The following is a 17,000-nucleotide window of genomic DNA, read 5'->3' as shown; positions in this document are numbered from 1 at the left end:
TAACTTAGGAGGTCCTTTTATGATTATAATATGACTTTGCTTTGAACCTTCTTGCAGACAAAGATTATCTTCACAGCAGAGGAAGCTTCAAAAACACAACCTTATCATTTAACCCCTGGATTTACTGAATTTGAAATAATCATTGTTAGGAGATTTGTCCATTGGGATCAAAAACGACAATTATTCAAGAATTTGCAAATTATACGCTTAAAAATATTTTTGCATCTCTAGGGCTTTCACTATATGTGATTGTTGATACTTTATTTATTGCGCTCGCTGCTGGTGCAATTGGACTAGCTTCTTTAAACATTGTTCTCCCCATCTTTAATCTTTTTAGTTCTGTTGGTTTGCTGCTTGGAATTGGCGGCGCAACGATTTACTCTATGAACAAAGAAAGACACTTGAATAATACTATTTCGTTGTACGGTCAATTGCTCATTCTAGGAATTTTGGTTGGAATTTTTTTTGTAATTATTGCAAATCTATTCACCAATCAGCTTTTATATTTGATGGGAGCAAATTCACAGACAATTGCTGTGGCTGCACCCTATCTCAGAATCATTTCTCTTTCAGCCCCGCTCTTCATTGCAAACTATATTTCAGTTAATTTTATTAGAAATGATGGTAATCCCAAGTTAACAATGATTGCTACCTTATCTGAAACTGGTGTAGTGGTAATTGCCGATTACCTTTTAGTCTTTACATTTGGATTGGGGATGAATGGTGCTGCATTTGCAACACTCATCGCCCCCTTGACAAGTCTTGCAATTCTCACAAATCATCGCTTTTTTCCTGCAAGAAACCTTAGATTAAAATTGAGAATGCCAAATTTTGTTCTAATAAAATCTGTCATCAGGCTTGGATTTCCCTCCTTACTAACAGAACTAAGTACAGGCATTAGTATCTTCGTTTTTAACATCGTTCTACTAAGATTGGGCGGTAATTATGAAATTGCAGCTTATGGAGTAATTGCTAATATTGGTATCATTGTTCTGGCTTTCTTCAACGGTGTCTCATTCGGAATGCAGCCGCTCGTTGCTCGTGAGTATGGCAAAAACAACTGGGAACATGTACACAAGATACTCTATGCTAGTCTGATCACCTGCTCTGTAATTGCTTTAGTTGGTTATTTATTTTTAATTATTTTTAAATATCCTGTCATTAATATTTTTAATAACGAACATAACAACTTATTGGTAACATATGCTAGTTATGGTATTCCTCTTTATTTTCTAAGTCTCTTTTTTTCAGGAATCAATATAAATATCATGCTTTTTTCTGTTTCTATCAATCAACCGCGCCTATCATTTTTCATATCGCTGCTTCGCGGTTATCTGATTTTACTACCCACTATTATCATCTTTGGTTACCTATTTGGCATAACAGGGGTTTGGCTAAGTGTTCCTTTTACCGAACTGATTGTTGCCCTTTTTGGTACTCTTTTTCTGCGAAACATCCTTACGCAGAATTTTGCATGATATAATCTATCTGTGAGGAATGCTATTTAATAACATAGAAAGGAAGTGAAGTTGCTCAAGACGTCGATTCATCTAGCAATGCATTAGGTACTAGGTTCCTTCGTTTAGCAACTCGTATGAATATCAAAAGAATTGATTATCTTGTTTTGAACGTTTCCAATATCTCACGTGCCGTACGCTTCTATCACGAGGTTTTTGACATGCCTATCATCTCTGAGAATGCTGAAAAAGCAGTTATGCATTGTGGCCACCAGCTACTAGAATTACAGTTAGTGCCTTCTGCAACCAGCAGCAGCCAACGTGTTAGTTTCTGTATCGTAGCAAGCACACCTATGGAAGACGTATTGAATCACTTGGCCAGCTACTATGTTCCTGTCCTCAATGAACCAAGCGAGAAGGTTGGAGCTTCTGGAAAAATGACTGCTATTAGAATCAAAGACTATGATGATAATATTATTGAAATTGCCGTCTATCAACACTAACTAGAATTTTAACTTATGAAACACGTTTATTAAGAAATAACTAGCGAGGCTTGGCTAAAATATAACTTTTGGCCAAGCCTCGCTAGTTATTCAAATATAAGCAAAAATCTTTTGTCATGTTCTACTATCTCAGCGTTTTAAATTCGCTTAATACTTCAAACACTATCGTTTATTTCTTAAAGTCTACTCTTGAACTAACTAACTTAATAATAACAGCACCTAAAACAGATACAGCTAACTCTCCAGCCGCAACCGTCAAATATGTTTCCCAAAAGGGGATATGGCTAATCAAATATAGTTCCAGTGCGACACTCCACATTGAAACCGTACATACAACTACGCTGACGGCTAACTTTCCTGTTGTCGTCTTCGCATATTTACTAAGCCAATAACTGATTGACGTCATCATAAGTGAGCCTAGTGATCCAAAAATAACATCTGTAATCCCAAGATTAGACCATAAATTGGCGATTACACAACCAATTGTGATTGCCCAGATATAGCGTTTATTAAAAATAGCAAGATTATTTAGGGTCTCTGAAAGTCTGAACTGAATAGGCCCATATGCCAATCCCGAAGCTGTCAAAGTCAAAACAACATACATTGCAGCAACTAGCCCAGCCTTAATAATTCCCACTGTCTTTTCGTGTGAACTTTGCATCTATGATACCTCTTTCTAGTTTTTTATTCCGGTGGGATTTTCGCGAACCACCGTTATGATACTTGTAATTATAACAAAAGTCAGTATGGACACAAAAAAGAAAATTTGCAAATTAAACTAAAGATAAGTAGAAATCAGTATAAAGTTTAGCTTTTAATCCAATCCGCTATCGATTGCGGATAAACATACTTCACAAGTTAAAATTCTCCGCCTAACTTCTTTTTAAGATACTTTTCGAACTGTCCATAGGGCTTGTAACCCTTAATTTTTTCTTTTGGAACACCATTCTCAAATAAGAGTGTACAAGGAATACTCAGCACATCAAACTGCTGTGCAATTTTTTGATTTTCTTGAACATCTACTCTCCCAAAGAAAAGCTTGTTACCAAAACTTTTCTCCAATTCTTCAAAAACGGGTGTAAACATCTGACATGGTCCACACCAATCTGCATGAAAAGCAATAAGTGCTAAGCCCTTAGGAATATCCGACTTACTTACTATTTCCGTCACCATATTACACTCCCTCAGTTGTCATAGAATGAATTTCTCAATGACTTCTGCAACTGCACTGTTGTTATTATCATTAGAAGTAATAAAATTAGCATTTTCCTTTATCAATTCATGTGCATTTGCAACAGCAACCCCCAGACCCGCGGTTTTTATCATGGCTAAGTCATTGCCACTATCTCCAATTGCAATGATTTCGTCTTCCTCAATATTTAACATCTTACCCAGTTTAATAAGTCCTTGACCCTTATCAGCTTTTGCAGAATTAAATTCAATATAGCGATCTGATGAAAAAGTAATATTCAATGAATCATCAATGTTCCTTAGAACCTCCCCTTCTATTTTCTCACGCTCTGCTTTGGTTGGTACATTAAAGATTATCTTTACCAATTCGGTTCCTGCCAATGCATCAATGTTGTCTTCTTTCAGTTCCTCCCAATGAGCAACTCTTCCAGAAATATAATTAATTTCTTTGGAATTGATATTCCAAATATAAAGTTTATCCAGTGAGTACACATGAATACAGTAATTATTTTTCACACCTAACTCAAAAAGTTGTCTTATGACTTTAAATGACAAAAGATTGGTTGTTAAAATTTGATTTCCTTGATTCTCAACAATTGCTCCACCATTAAACGAAATCACATAAGAATTTTCTTGTTGATACAGTCCTAGCTCACGTAAATTATCTTGGACTGTCAAAAAATTACGTCCAGTATTGGGGACAAAAAAAGCTCCCTGCGCAACCGCTTTCTTAATTGCTCGAACATTTTCTGGCGAGATTTTTTTCTGATCGTTCAAAAGTGTTTCATCTAAATCACATGCAATTAACTTATACATTTTTTAATCACCAATCCTTTGAATTTTAAAATCCGCTTTTACTTATCTTCTCACACGATTTATAATAAGTGTGATAAAAATTGCTAACAAAACAACCCCTGCAAATAATGGGGCTGGAATTTCAATGTCTATCATGGGAATCGAAACAAACAGCTTTACTGCAATTAATCCGATTAAGGCATACGCCATTACCTCAAGTTCAGGTATGATTTCCATAAGTTTGATAATTATTTCGGCAATTCCACGCATACACAAAATACCAATCATCCCACCTAGCAATATAATTACTGGGTTTGAAGAAATTGCTAGTGATGCTAATACAGAATCAATTGAAAATACAATATCCATCAATTCAATGGAGATTACAACGGACCAGAATAATGGTAATAGCCGCTTGCCTTTTGCCCTTTTCCTCTTGGTAATAGGATGGTACATGTGATAAAAATGTGCTAGTGCTAGATAAAGCAAATACCCCGCACCGACTACCTTGATTTCCCAAAAATTTATCAGGTATGTCCCTATCCCAATAATCAGAAAACGGAACACATATGCACCCCAAAGACCATAAAACAGGGATTTCTCTTGTTCTTTTTTTGTAGGCAAGACCTTCGTCTGCGCAGCAAGCACGATTGCGTTATCTACCGAAAGCAGACACTCAATCAAAGCAAGCGATAGAATCACAAGCCAGTCACTTCCAGATTCAATTACCAATTTCCAATTCTCAATATTAAAAAATGGACCATATAATTTAGAAATAATATCCAACAAAGAGCCCTCCTGCAGCTGATTTTATTAATTTAACTTCATTTTAACATATTATAATTTATAATTAAACTGCCATTCAAGGCACTAATCGGTCGATTTTCTATCACTAAAACTAAGTGTAATCTCCTTGTAACTCTTGCTCTCTTTATTATCGGAACCATGCAGAGTTGTTAAACTCTTACCGATAAAATATGCTTTTAAAATGCTATAGCTTTCGGCACGATCTCTACCTGATAATTGCTTTCCATCAAAGACTAAATCATTATTTAAAGTAAACATCTTTTCAATATCAATTTGCTGATTGACTCTCCCCACTATGAAGTCTAGTGATACTCCAAAAAAAATCGCCAATTTCATAACTTCAGAATAGGAAGGTGTATTAATACCGCGTTCCCAGCTCCCAATCTGCGGTCCAGAATTGGGATGTGTCTTTAATTCATCATCTATATTCATTTCATTTAACTGTCTTGCCAATTGTGAAAGCGTTAACCCGCTTCCCCTGCGTAACGCTTTTAATTGTTCTGGAAACATATAATTTTCCCTCCTAATATTTATAAATTCAACTGTTATACTTAAAAGAATTGCTATGCTAAAATAAATGAGAAATTCTTATTCTCCATGAAAGTCAGGTGTTCGCAATGTCAATCACTGAACTTACAATTCCTTTGCCTAATGAAAATTTTGTAACTGCAACTGCATACGTTTTACCCATAACGACTCCAAAAAAGACGATGTTTCCCGGAATTATAATTTGTGCGGGGGGCAGTTTCAAGCACCTTTCACAAAGGGAGAATACTCTAGCGGCACTTGCCTTTCATGCTCATGGTTTCAACGTCTATTCATTGAATTATTCTTTACTTTCCACTGACACTGAACCACTTTACCCGATTCCTTTATATGAACTCGCCTCAACTATTGCCTTTATCAGAACTAATGCAAAGAAGTTCAATCAAAATCCTGATGCGCTTACTACATTGGGCTTTTCCGCCGGAGGACATATTGTTTCTGCATTGTCCGGAACGTGGGCAACGGTTAAATTAACAAGTGAATTAAATTTAACAAGTGAAAGCATCAGACCCAATGCTCAAATTCTAGCATATCCCTTAACTGATTTAACGACTTTCTTTACAAATAAATCAACCAAAATTAATCACATCACCGCAATCCCTGAATTGATAAATACACAAAAATTAGTTAATGCAAAAACGCCGCCAACATTTATCTGGCATTCTTATACAGATACTGCTGTACCTCTTAGTAACACGTTGGGTTATATTACCCAACTAGCTAAAAATAAAGTTCCCTTTGAATCACATATCTTTTCATCGGGTATTCATGGAACTGTACTGGCTAACACCCTGACCGCACGTCCAGAAAAAGGGGGTTCGGATATTAACTCTCGTGTCGCAACCTGGGTTGATCTTGCAATTAGTTGGATGTCATCCCAATTCGAGAATTCATAGAACCTCGACTAACTCATTTATGCTTAGTAAATAAAGATATTTGTGAGTTACCTTTTGCCCTAATTCATTTTCTAAAGCAACCGCATACAGATTCAACTGCCCCTTATAACGACTAATCAGCTCTTTCTTTTTTTGTATAGCTCCTGGTCCAATATAATCTGTTTTATAATCCAGTAAAATAACTTCTTTATCAGTTTTGATATACGCATCAATAATACCGTGAATAAGTATATCAGCGGCAATCCTTGTCTTAACATCTGGAAACAGTTCATTAACCGGCATTAACATTGAAAACGGAACTTCTCGTTTTACCAATTGCGGCTCTTTCAGTAAAAGTTTTCCCATGTTGCTTGTAAAGAAATTACCAATTGACTGTATTTCAATTCTTTCTGCAATGTCGCTTTCCAACAAGCCGCTTTCCAACAAGTTAGCAATCGTTTGCTCAATTGCTTGTGTTGTAACTGGTTTTTCCAATTCTATCTTTTGTAGCACTAAATGGGTTGCTGTCCCTATCTGGGCAGCTGAAACCTTGTTTTCATTATTAAAAAAAGTGGGTAGTTTAAATTCTTTATTTACTATTCGATTAGCTTTCCTCTTAAAAGTGTTTGCTCCCCACTCTTTTAAAAATGGTAATTCTGTTTCTGCGGGATCAGCAAACACACGCTTTACCTCTGAAACTGCCTGATAAGCAGTTGTCATTGTCAAGTCCACATCTGGATATTCAAAATTCAACAGTTTACTAATCTCAGCTTTGTTAGAATTCGTCGAGCCTTTATTTTCTTTCACTAAGAGGTTGACTGGATCATCCTGCTGATCACTTTCCAACTGAAGTTTAGAACTATTATAGAATTCCACTGCAAAATTTGCAGTAGATTCTTGGATTTCCTTTGGTGCAGTACTCGAAACTGCAAATGTCTCTCCACAGTATTTTGTTCTTATCAGACACATCCCTATCCAATCCATAAAGTTCTTACCTTGTTGTCTAATAGTTGGACTGAGTACCAGCTGATGATCTTGTACCGCTTGCTTCCAAATTGAAACTGCTGTTTTCTTATTCGAATATGTTCCAACAATGTATAGTAATTGTTCCGCACGTGTCAGTGCAACATACAGCAATCTCATCTGTTCAGCCGCAAGCTTTTTCTTTGCGAGATCTTTGATTACCATCTTCGGCAACGTATCTTTCTTCACTCGTTCATCATCAAGATATGTTATTCCAATCCCATCATGAACATCTAATACGTAATCTTCTCGTAGATTTTGTTCATTGAACTGATGATTTGCATCCATTAAGAAAACGACCGGGAATTCTAGGCCCTTACTGCCATGAATCGTCATGACTTGGATTGCATCGTCAGTCTTTTTTGCAGTGGCTTCAGCCAAATCATGATTTTGTTTCTGCATCCTATCAATAAACCTGACAAATTGAAAAAGTCCTTTAAAACTTGTCTTCTCGTATGCACTTGCTCGCTCATACAACGCATGCAAGTTGGCTTGCCTTTGCATCCCACCAGGCATTCCACCGACATAATCCAAGAAACCAGTCTCTTCGTAAATCTGCCAGATCAGTGCTGCTAGTTCATTCTTTCGTGCAGTATTTCTTAACTCATTCAAAAGATTCATGAACCTATCAATTTTGACATAGATTTCTCTGCCAAAAGTACTTTCTGCAGTATCATTGAAATTTTCACAGAAATTTTGCAGCGCCTGGTAATAATCACCAGTTCGTTGATTAATCCTTAGATAGGCTAAAGCATTTTCTTTCAAGCCGACAATTGGCGATCTAAGAACACTGACTAGTGGAATATCTTGCAATGGATTATCTATTATTTTCAAAAAGGACAGCATTATCTGTATCTCAGTTGTCTGAAAGTAGTTCTGTGCATCATTTAGAAAAACAGGTATTTCAGCCTTTTGAAACTCATCCATAATTAATAGATTATTATTCCGTGTTGGAACTAACAAAACAATATCTCCATAGGCTACTTCGCGAATCTCACCTTTCGTACGGTCATAAATTGTTTTCTTTTGTGCAACTAATTCTTTAATCTTGTCGATTGCTGCCAAAATTTGGCCCTGCGCTGCACTATCAGGAATGAAATCATTCGCTACATCTTCATCAGCTAAACTATTGGTACTATCTTTGCTCTTTTCTGACTCATAGATTAAAACCTCGGTGGTTGGTGACAAATCAGGATAATATGCTGCTCCAAATTTTAATTGTGCATCTTCATCATAATCTAACTCACCAACACGATTATCCATTAGTTGTTTAAAGATTAAGTTTATAAAAGATGTGACATTCTTAACAGAGCGAAAATTTTCTGCCAGAATCACTCTCTTACCACTACTATCATTATGCTCTTTACTTTGCGAATATCGTTGATATTTCTCTAAAAACATTGTTGGGTCGGCCAGTCTAAAGCCATAAATTGACTGCTTGACATCCCCAACCATAAACATATTTCCCGGGGAATTCTTAGCTAAGTATCCTATTAGTGTTTCTTGTAATTGATTTGTATCTTGGTACTCATCAATCATGATTTCACTGAACTTCTCTTGTAACTTCTTACGAACTTTTCTTTTGTCTCCAGTATTTCCTGATAATATTGCGAGTGCAAAATGTTCAAGATCGCTAAAATCTAATACATGCCGCTGTCGCTTAGCTTGCGCAAACTTGAGTGCAAAATTTTGGACAACTTCTATTAATTTCAAAACTAACTGTTCGCTAGCTTTCATCAATTCAAATTGTTGCTGTTCATTGAATAAGAAGTAATCTTCAGCTAGTTTGGCTACTCTTTTTTTCACATCTATCCGTAACCCAAGAATCTCATCTTTGGCCTCTTTTTGAATATCATCTAACTTCGTCATCCGTGGAGCTGTTCCTAAGGTAAAATTCATTACTCTTGCTTGGATTTCATTCCACCTATCTACTTCAACACTGGATTTAAGTTCAGAAATAGTTTCCAGCTCTTTTTTAAGACGATCTTCCCATTTTACAAAGCCTTGATTTTCTGCTATTTCTAGAGCCCGAGTCAGATTACGCTCAGCTTGAGCCAAATTTTCTAATATTATCGGTTTAAGCTGTCTCGTAAAGATTCGGCTCGCTACCAAGTTATCCGCATCAACTGCATAGCTCTGCCCCATCATACCGAGCCATTCATCAAAGTTTGAGTTGGCATTAGCAAAATCAAAAACCTTAAAAACTAGACTTGCCAATCCATCATCACTACGATCATCAGAAAAGTTTTGTGTCAATTTCTCAAAAAGTTCGTCAGAATGCAGATAGTATTCTTCACGTAAATCATTCCAAACATCATCACGCAACAGTGTTCTTTCTGTTTCATCTGTCAGCATTCTAAAAACAGGATCTAGATCAATCAAATAATAATACTTTTCTATTAATCGCAAGCAAAATGCATGCAGGGTGCTGATATTGGCAATATTCAAACGGTTTAATTGTTGGATATACCATTGTTGCTCACTGCCTTTGGCACTATTTATCTCAAGCTGGAGTGCTTTTTGAATTCGTTCCTTCATCTCTTTTGCAGCAGCCTCTGTAAAGGTTACTATCAGCATTGTGTCAATCCCAACTTTTTGCTTTAAATGTGAAATAACACGTTCCACCAATACACGTGTCTTACCAGAACCTGCTGAAGCTGCAACTAAGATGTTCTGTCCGCTACTCTCAATTGCCTCTTTTTGAGAACGAGTAAATTCAAATTTTGCCATTAATTTCACCTGCACTTTCCGTCAACATTTTGATTATTTCTTCTGGAGTTATCTTCGGCAGTTTCCGATAATTATTTTCTGGCAGCATTGCGTCAAATTGAAAGATTGACTTATATGGTGAAAATTGCAATGCCGTGCGCTTATCAGGCCATTGAACAGGATTCAACGATAATTCACCACTCAAAATTTTGTTTGCTGCTTCCTTAATCAAATCCTCATTATGCCGTAATAACAGCTCTAATTCTGCTAATGTTACTAGTTGATGCCGCCCGCTAGCTTTAAAACTACCATCCTTGTTCTTTCTAAAAGGATAAACATTTGAATAACCATTGCTCTCCTCAGCTAGTTTCTCATCCATTGCTTGTAGCAAATTCTCATCTGAAATAATTAAGCCATCATATTTATTAGCTTTAAGCCACACCTTTTCCTTAGATTGTTTCAAAACATCCTTTGCTTTTAACTTTGGATTATACAGGTGCATATATAGCGCCCCTGCTGGTTTGGTTTGTTCATTATTTGTAATTTTACCAAAATTAAGCATCAATGCATCTAAATACGTCAGCATTTGCAATGCCAATCCATAATAGGCATCTCGAAAATCAAAAATATGCGAACTTGACTTGTAATCTACAATTCCAACATAGTTCGTATTATCTGCGAGAATCTGATCTAATCGATCAATCTTTCCACGTACATTAACCTTGCGTTCATTTTCCAACTTAAATTCCAATGGAGCAAGACCATTTTCAGTCCCCACATGACCAAACAACACTTCTGTCTGAATAATCTGTGTGTTACTTCTTTCTTGTTGTTTCTGCATTGCCCTTGCTACTTGCAGCACCGTTGCATCCAATTGTCTTGCTAGATACTGCATTCTTTGTGTACTATTCAAAATTTGGAATTGAGGTAACTGGCGGATTTGCTCCGTGATAATCCTAATTTTCTTCATAAGCTGTTCCACAGTTATCTCCGGTAAACGAATATTCTCTGCTTTCAACATCTTTACCAATGAATCCATTGCTAAATGAAAGAATTCTCCTGTATTGGCTGCAGATAATTCAAAAATACTTCTTTCTTGTAATTTCAATCCATACTTCAAGAAATAAGCATATTCATTTGCATAAAACTCTTCTAACTTAGATATTGAAGTGTTTATTGTTTTTCCATATAACAAATCAACAAGCTCAGGTTTTAATTTTTCAGGAATATTCTGATAACTCAAGCTCGCCAAAATTTGATTCATAAATTCCCGTTCTTGACCATCCTCGTTCAAGAAACTATAGATTTCAATCCAAATATCAGGGACTTGCTGTTCCTGCATTTTCGATTGCCTAAGGACCATCAATAATTTCTTAATTGTTGTTTTCTTTGTTCCCACATAATGTTTTAAAACATATTTGTTTGAATCAGTTATTTGTGGTTCATGTGTTTTTAAATCTAATTTGATTCCATAATGATTAGCAATTTGTGTCACATAAGGAGACACTCTCAGACTTTCTTTGGCATCGTCAGCCAGTGGATAAGACAAGTATAATTTATCTGAAGAACTCATAAATGCTAGATAACTTAGAAATGGTTCAGCAGCCAATTGATTTAGTGTATCATCATTCAGGTACTGTTCTTCAGTTAAAGCCGGGCTTAAGTATGTTCGATCCTCATCAGAAATAATGTTACTATTACTAATTCTGTCTGGCATCACTGCATCTGTAGCACCGATTAAAAAAGTAATCTTCCGGTCGTTCATCTGTACCATCCCGCTCTCAGAAACAATAATTTGATCTAAAGTAGAAGGTACCTGGCTATATTCAGCACCTTCGAAGCCTGTTTGTAGTATCTCAACAAATTGGTCCTCATCAAATTTATGTTCTCCCAATAATTCAACATATTCATCCAATAGCCCACAAAAGGTATTCCACGTTTCTTCAGGTTTAGCTGCTTCTGCAATATTTCCTTGTTCAATTGCTTTATCGCGCCAGTTCAATAATTCATTAGAGATGCCTGTTTCAGTTAAAAACTGACAGAGAGCTTGTGCAGCTTCGCGTCCGTTTTTTACCTTTTTCATTTTTTCAAAAAAGGGAGGAAGTGTTGTTTTTATTAAATTACGAATAATATTTACTTTTCGAGAGATTTCAACTTCTTTATCTGTCTGAGTTCCTGTATCTCCTTCAAAAAAGCGATAGTAAATCCAATCATCTTCGCGCAGCCAACTTTTTCCGTCAAAACCAAATTTTAAGACTAAGTTTTCCGTCAAATCAAGATATTCTCGATACTTCTTACTTGTTAGGCTTTTCCCGTCTACTTTCGGTAACAATAGTTCTGTTTTTAATAGTCTCATCACATCATCATAGCGATAATAATGCTTTTTCACTGCAAATAATGCAGCTATAAATTCAACAAAAGGATGATCCGTCATCTTTTTTTGGAGATCAATAAAAAACGGAAGATGGTATTGTGCAAAAACCGGAGCAATTATATTGCGGTATAAGTCTAAATGACGGGTCAATATTATAAAATCACTATATCGATATCCCTCATTTATTACACTATGCCTGATTCGAGTCGCAACTTCTTCAATCTCAAGGTAACGATTGTTAGCAGAAAAAATGTCCAGCCCTTCTTGAGCCGCTGCCGTCTTCAATTCAGTGTGTTGTCCCTCTACCTTTGTCCAATATCTTTCCAAATCTAAGAGAATTGGTGTTTTAACACGTTCATCAGCAATCACAATATTATTGCTGATTATCTGATTCTGCGCAGCATACGCAATAAGGCTTACATATAATTTGTTAGAGCGGTAATAAATAGATTCCTTTCTCGGACTAGCATATTTCTGCCGCTCGTCTAGTACCAAATCGATATATACTTCCTTAGCTTTTTCCATCATTGCCTCAACTAATTTGTTCTCACTAGCTGTGAATTGAGAAAAACCAGTTACTATAAAGCAACTATCTTCTAAATTAGTTTCAGCTATTTTTTCCGTTAATGCCTGTAATAGCTGGCTATTATCTAAATACTTTCCAATTAATTTTTTTTCATACTCTTGATAGATTATTTGTAAATCTTTTAATTTAGCATATAAGTCACTTTGATTATTAGTTTGTTCAGCCAAAAAAGCCAAGTCTTGACTATTAATCCGTCCTTTACTAAATTCATCAAGTTGTGCAACAACTTCACTTACAAAACCTGATTGTGCTTGTTCACCTTTAAAAATAGTTAATTTATTCTTTTGCTCCTCTAAAATATTTAAAACTAACATGTTTAATCCTGCGTTAGAAAGCCTTGGCTTCTGATAAATCGCGCTATCTTTCAAAAAAAACCATGCTAATCTTGAAAATGAGAGAATTTGAACTGAACTTTGGGCAAAGACCTCCCCTTTTCGTCCAAAAGCCACGCGTAATTTCTGCAAAATTGCAATCTCCGAGGCAAACTTAATATGATTGGGAACTAAAATATAGATGTTCTTAACTCTTTTTTCTTTTTTTAATCTAACAATTTGTTCAACTAACTCACTTTGATGATTTTTTGCTGCACTTCCTAAGATAAAGCTCAAGCCCATGCGTTTTATCCCCCTTTAATTAAGTCACAGTCATTTTATCACAAAAGAAGAAGAGTGTTGAAAGTCGGGAAGCTTCGAGCACTAACAATCAATTACAAATATGCTTGCTTTTTAGCTATTAGTAATTGGAGTTAGGCGCAGCAGCTTGGCTTTCATAAGCTCGTTAAGAAGAAGAGTGTTGAAAGCTGAAAAGCTTCGAGCACTAATAATCAATTACAAATATTGTGGAAACAAAAAAGAACCGCCACAAAAAATTAATTTTGTTCGGTTCCAAAATTGTTTTTTATGCTAGCGAGTCCCATGGATCCATCTTAATAGCCTGCTTACTCAAAATTTTGCCGTCGTTCTCATTTAAGTATTGTTTCTTTACGATTACCTCATACACATGCTGCTCAAACCAATCATCGCTCATTATGAAATAACCCTTTTCGCCATACTTATCTCCCCAACTATTCTCAACTTTCCATTTGATAGGAGTTCCCTCAACAATATCAACCCCAACAATTGCCATCGCATGCGAAACAGTTCCATCACCTGTCCGCAATCTATCAGACTTACTAAGATTCAAATCGATATCAAAAAGCTCACTTTTCTTATATAGTTTAGCCGACAAAACGCCCAGCTTACGATTACTATCCTTACCAACATCACTACCAAACCACACAGCTTCACCATCTTTTAGCTGGGCAATTGTTGCCGTTTTTAAAGAATCAATCATTGTGTTAGCAAAAGTAACTTGAAGCCCCATATGAATATAACCTTGACTCGGCAACTCATATAATTCATTTAATTTATGATCTGGTGCATTTGAAAGGCAAACATAATCTGCAAAATCCCACTCAAAGTACTTCTCAAAAAATTCTTTTGGCGTTATATTTCGATCATTAAAATATTGTTTATCATCATTTCGGTATTCAAAATCAAAGTTTACTGGTGGTTCGCCAAAGGCATAAACCAGTATTCGATAAATTTCTGCCAAAAAACCTTTTTTTGTAGTCTCAAGTATCTTATCAGTCTTACCTTCAGCAATTAGTTTCCTTAAAGAAACCCCATCTTTTCTAAGTTTTCGTGCTAGTACTTCCGAAACCTCACTAGTTTTCTCACTATTAAATGTTTCCGGCATGGCAGCTTTTGGAACCACCCCATATTTTTCAACTAAAGCTGCTGCATTGGCCCACTGACCGCCATCATCATCCGGAAAGTCAAATAAATTCTTAACGGTCCTATTAGAAAAAGGCAATGAAGCAGTTGTAATCACACTCTCATAGAAATGATTTGCTTTCTCTAAACGATCATAAAAAGAATTATAATTTTCTGATAATTCAAAATCCTTAACTTTATATTTAACTGCATACTGCTGTCTCATTGTATTAAGAGTCGCAAACAGCCAGCATCTGCCGCTATTTTTCTGATTGGAAGCCTTCCCAGTCTCCAGCTCTAAAGAAAAAACACGGACTAAATTTTTTTGTGCTTCATAGTCTTCACTTGTTGCTGCTATCCCATTCTTCTGTACTGCTCGTGCAACAACCCGCTCGATTTTTGACTTACCATATTCTTTTTGAAATTCTTCTAAATCACTTTCTGATATATCTCGATTCGTCGCATGCATGACATTATCCTCACTTTCAAAAACCCAATAATCTATACTAACACGTAATGAATCACACTACGTTCATTAGTTGGTTGTATCTCTCGTGCATTTCCATGGTTAAATCGCTGTTTTAATTTGTCCAATTGTTGGGCACTTACAGTAATTGGCTTCTCAATTACCCACCACTCGACGTTTTTAACCAAAGGTGGTGTGGTTAGCGAACCTAGATAGTGGTATACACCGGATTTAAGGCTTGAAATCAAGCTGTCCAAACCCAAGGTTGCAGAAAAGGGTTCTTTTTCACTTTCGATTGCAGGAAAATCTTGAAAAAAACTATTGAGTTCTTCACTGAATTCCCCTAGTTCAACGAAAAGAGCTACTACTGCAATTTGACCGATTATATTTTGGTGTACAAAATGTAACTCCATTGGATGTGATTTTTCATCAATTGTATGTTCCGCAGGAAAATGAAAATGAAGCTGCTTAAAGTCAAAAGTTCTTCCTTCAATAATTGCCTTCCCCTTACCATCATATTGTAGATTATTCCCTTTGTTCACAATATTAATAAATTGGTATTTATTGTCAAACGTTAATATCTTTTCTTTCGCACTAATCTCAATCGTGTGTACCGTCTCAATATTTATTGGTGATTGCCAATTTGGAACAATTTTGGACCACTTTTCTTGCTGTTCGTAATTTAACATGTCGACCGCTCCTTCTCTCGGATATATGTATGTATACGAAAGTAATCTTAACTGTTTTACAGCTGAATTCAATTTATATGCTTAGAAATTAAATTCGTTTAAAACTTTTCATTTAGATAACAATCTTTGTTGCCCCCTCAAAGACACAAAAAAAGCCGCATCAAAAGTTACCTTTTGACCCAACTCATATCATTTTTACCCTGAGATTACTGATAAAATTACTAGACAGTGTGCTTTTTGTTAAATAACGCGTCAACAGATCGGTTGTTAAAAATCAAATCAATTGCTTTGGCAAAAGTTTTGGAAACTGACAAGACTTTGAGTTTATCAAATTGTTTCTCTGCAGGTACATCGATTGTATCCGTTACGACTATTTCCTTGTAATAAGAATTCTTTAACTCTTCAACCGCTAAACCGGATAAAATCGGATGAGTGGCACATGCATACACTTCAGTCGCCCCCGCATTCTTAAGCGCAACTGCAGCATCTGAGAGCTTGCCTCCAGTATCAATTAAATCATCAAAAACGATACAACGACGCTCATTTACATCACCAATTACAGTCATATTTGAGGCCCGCGTCTCATCACGTTTATCAACAATTGCGATTGGTGCCTTTAACAAAGTTGCCAAGTTACGGGCTGCTTTCACTCCATTATGATCAGGAGCCACGATGACAACGTCATTTGTAATTCCCTTACTTCTAAAATATTCCGCCTGCACAAAAATCGCAAGCAGATGGTCAACCGGGATATTGAAGAATCCCTGTAATTGTCCTGCATGCAAATCCATTGTAATTACGCGATCAGCCCCCGCCAATTGAATAAAGTTGGCAATTAACTTTGCAGTAATTGGTTCTCTTGGACGTGCCTTCCGGTCTGAACGAGCATATCCATAATATGGCAAAACAACATTAATTGTCCCAGCACTAGAGCGACGAAGTGCGTCCACCATAATCATCAATTCCATAAAATTCTCGTTAACCGGCTCCGAAATCGACTGAATAACAAAAACGTCATCACCACGAACGCTTTCATTGATATTTATCTGAATCTCACCATCACTAAAGTGTTTCACGGATGCTCCACATAATTGAATCTTTAGTTCAGCCGCGATCTTCTCTGCCAGCTTCTGATTAGAATTTAATGCAAATAATTTTAAAGTGGCTTTTTCTTTTTTTTCGCCCATGATTGCCTCCAATTTACTCTTTTGACTTATTATAATAA

At 36.2% G+C, this 17,000-nt stretch carries 13 protein-coding genes; 3 read left to right on the top strand and 10 right to left on the bottom strand.

From position 1 onward, the window contains the following. The first annotated feature begins 161 nt into the window (after positions 1-161). Both ABF682_RS02255 and ABF682_RS02250 read left to right on the top strand, forming a co-directional pair. Positions 162-1,478, top strand: a complete 1,317-nt coding sequence (locus tag ABF682_RS02255) for an MATE family efflux transporter (RefSeq protein WP_415618885.1) — start codon at positions 162-164, stop codon at positions 1,476-1,478. 116 nt (positions 1,479-1,594) lie between these two features. Next, entirely contained in the window at positions 1,595-1,960 is a 366-nt protein-coding gene (locus ABF682_RS02250) for a VOC family protein (protein WP_289980906.1), read from the top strand. Between the two features lie 169 nt (positions 1,961-2,129). On the opposite strand, the gene ABF682_RS02245 is transcribed toward ABF682_RS02250, so the two are convergent. The 5 genes from ABF682_RS02245 to ABF682_RS02225 all read right to left on the bottom strand — a co-directional run bounded on the left by ABF682_RS02245 (position 2,130) and on the right by ABF682_RS02225 (position 5,263). Next, positions 2,130-2,621, bottom strand: coding sequence for a QueT transporter family protein (locus ABF682_RS02245; RefSeq protein ID WP_415618884.1), 492 nt, complete (start codon positions 2,619-2,621; stop codon positions 2,130-2,132). 197 nt (positions 2,622-2,818) lie between these two features. Continuing rightward, positions 2,819-3,133 (bottom strand): thioredoxin family protein, encoded by a 315-nt coding sequence (locus tag ABF682_RS02240; protein ID WP_289980880.1) that lies wholly within the window; start codon positions 3,131-3,133, stop codon positions 2,819-2,821. Between the two features lie 18 nt (positions 3,134-3,151). Continuing rightward, positions 3,152-3,967, bottom strand: a complete 816-nt coding sequence (locus ABF682_RS02235) for a Cof-type HAD-IIB family hydrolase (RefSeq protein ID WP_289980879.1) — start codon at positions 3,965-3,967, stop codon at positions 3,152-3,154. Between the two features lie 42 nt (positions 3,968-4,009). Beyond that, positions 4,010-4,732: a TerC family protein gene (locus ABF682_RS02230; RefSeq protein ID WP_415618883.1), complete on the bottom strand. Its 723-nt coding sequence runs from the start codon at positions 4,730-4,732 to the stop codon at positions 4,010-4,012. An 84-nt stretch (positions 4,733-4,816) separates the two neighbouring features. Next, a complete protein-coding gene (locus tag ABF682_RS02225) occupies positions 4,817-5,263 on the bottom strand; it encodes a helix-turn-helix domain-containing protein (RefSeq protein WP_289980875.1) in 447 nt (148 codons plus the stop codon). A gap of 107 nt (positions 5,264-5,370) precedes the next feature. Here ABF682_RS02225 and ABF682_RS02220 point away from each other — a divergent pair, with 107 nt between their 5' ends. Next, on the top strand, positions 5,371-6,195 hold the full coding sequence (locus tag ABF682_RS02220; RefSeq protein WP_415618882.1) for an alpha/beta hydrolase: 825 nt from the start codon (positions 5,371-5,373) through the stop codon (positions 6,193-6,195). Here ABF682_RS02220 and addA read toward each other — a convergent pair. The 5 genes from addA to ABF682_RS02195 form a co-directional block, all read right to left on the bottom strand. Then, entirely contained in the window at positions 6,190-9,927 is a 3,738-nt protein-coding gene (gene addA, locus ABF682_RS02215; RefSeq protein ID WP_415618881.1) for a helicase-exonuclease AddAB subunit AddA, read from the bottom strand. The two genes, ABF682_RS02220 and addA, sit on opposite strands and share 6 nt — an antisense overlap. Then, the gene (locus tag ABF682_RS02210; RefSeq protein WP_415618880.1) at positions 9,914-13,480 is read right to left on the bottom strand and encodes a PD-(D/E)XK nuclease family protein; all 3,567 of its coding nucleotides are present in this window, start codon (positions 13,478-13,480) and stop codon (positions 9,914-9,916) included. Before ABF682_RS02210 ends, addA begins: the two co-directional genes overlap by 14 nt. A 283-nt stretch (positions 13,481-13,763) precedes the next feature. Next, entirely contained in the window at positions 13,764-15,089 is a 1,326-nt protein-coding gene (locus ABF682_RS02205) for a C1 family peptidase (protein WP_415618879.1), read from the bottom strand. 32 nt (positions 15,090-15,121) lie between these two features. Further along, the gene (locus ABF682_RS02200) at positions 15,122-15,775 is read right to left on the bottom strand and encodes a carbonic anhydrase family protein (RefSeq protein ID WP_415618878.1); all 654 of its coding nucleotides are present in this window, start codon (positions 15,773-15,775) and stop codon (positions 15,122-15,124) included. A 221-nt stretch (positions 15,776-15,996) separates the two neighbouring features. After that, entirely contained in the window at positions 15,997-16,962 is a 966-nt protein-coding gene (locus ABF682_RS02195) for a ribose-phosphate diphosphokinase (protein ID WP_289980864.1), read from the bottom strand. Positions 16,963-17,000 lie beyond the last annotated feature (38 nt).

It is taken from the genome of Liquorilactobacillus sp. (assembly GCF_047719775.1).
Taxonomy (GTDB): Bacteria; Bacillota; Bacilli; order Lactobacillales; family Lactobacillaceae; genus Liquorilactobacillus.
The sequence above is the reverse complement of the archived record's forward strand: the minus strand, read 5'-3'. Positions and strand labels throughout refer to the sequence as shown.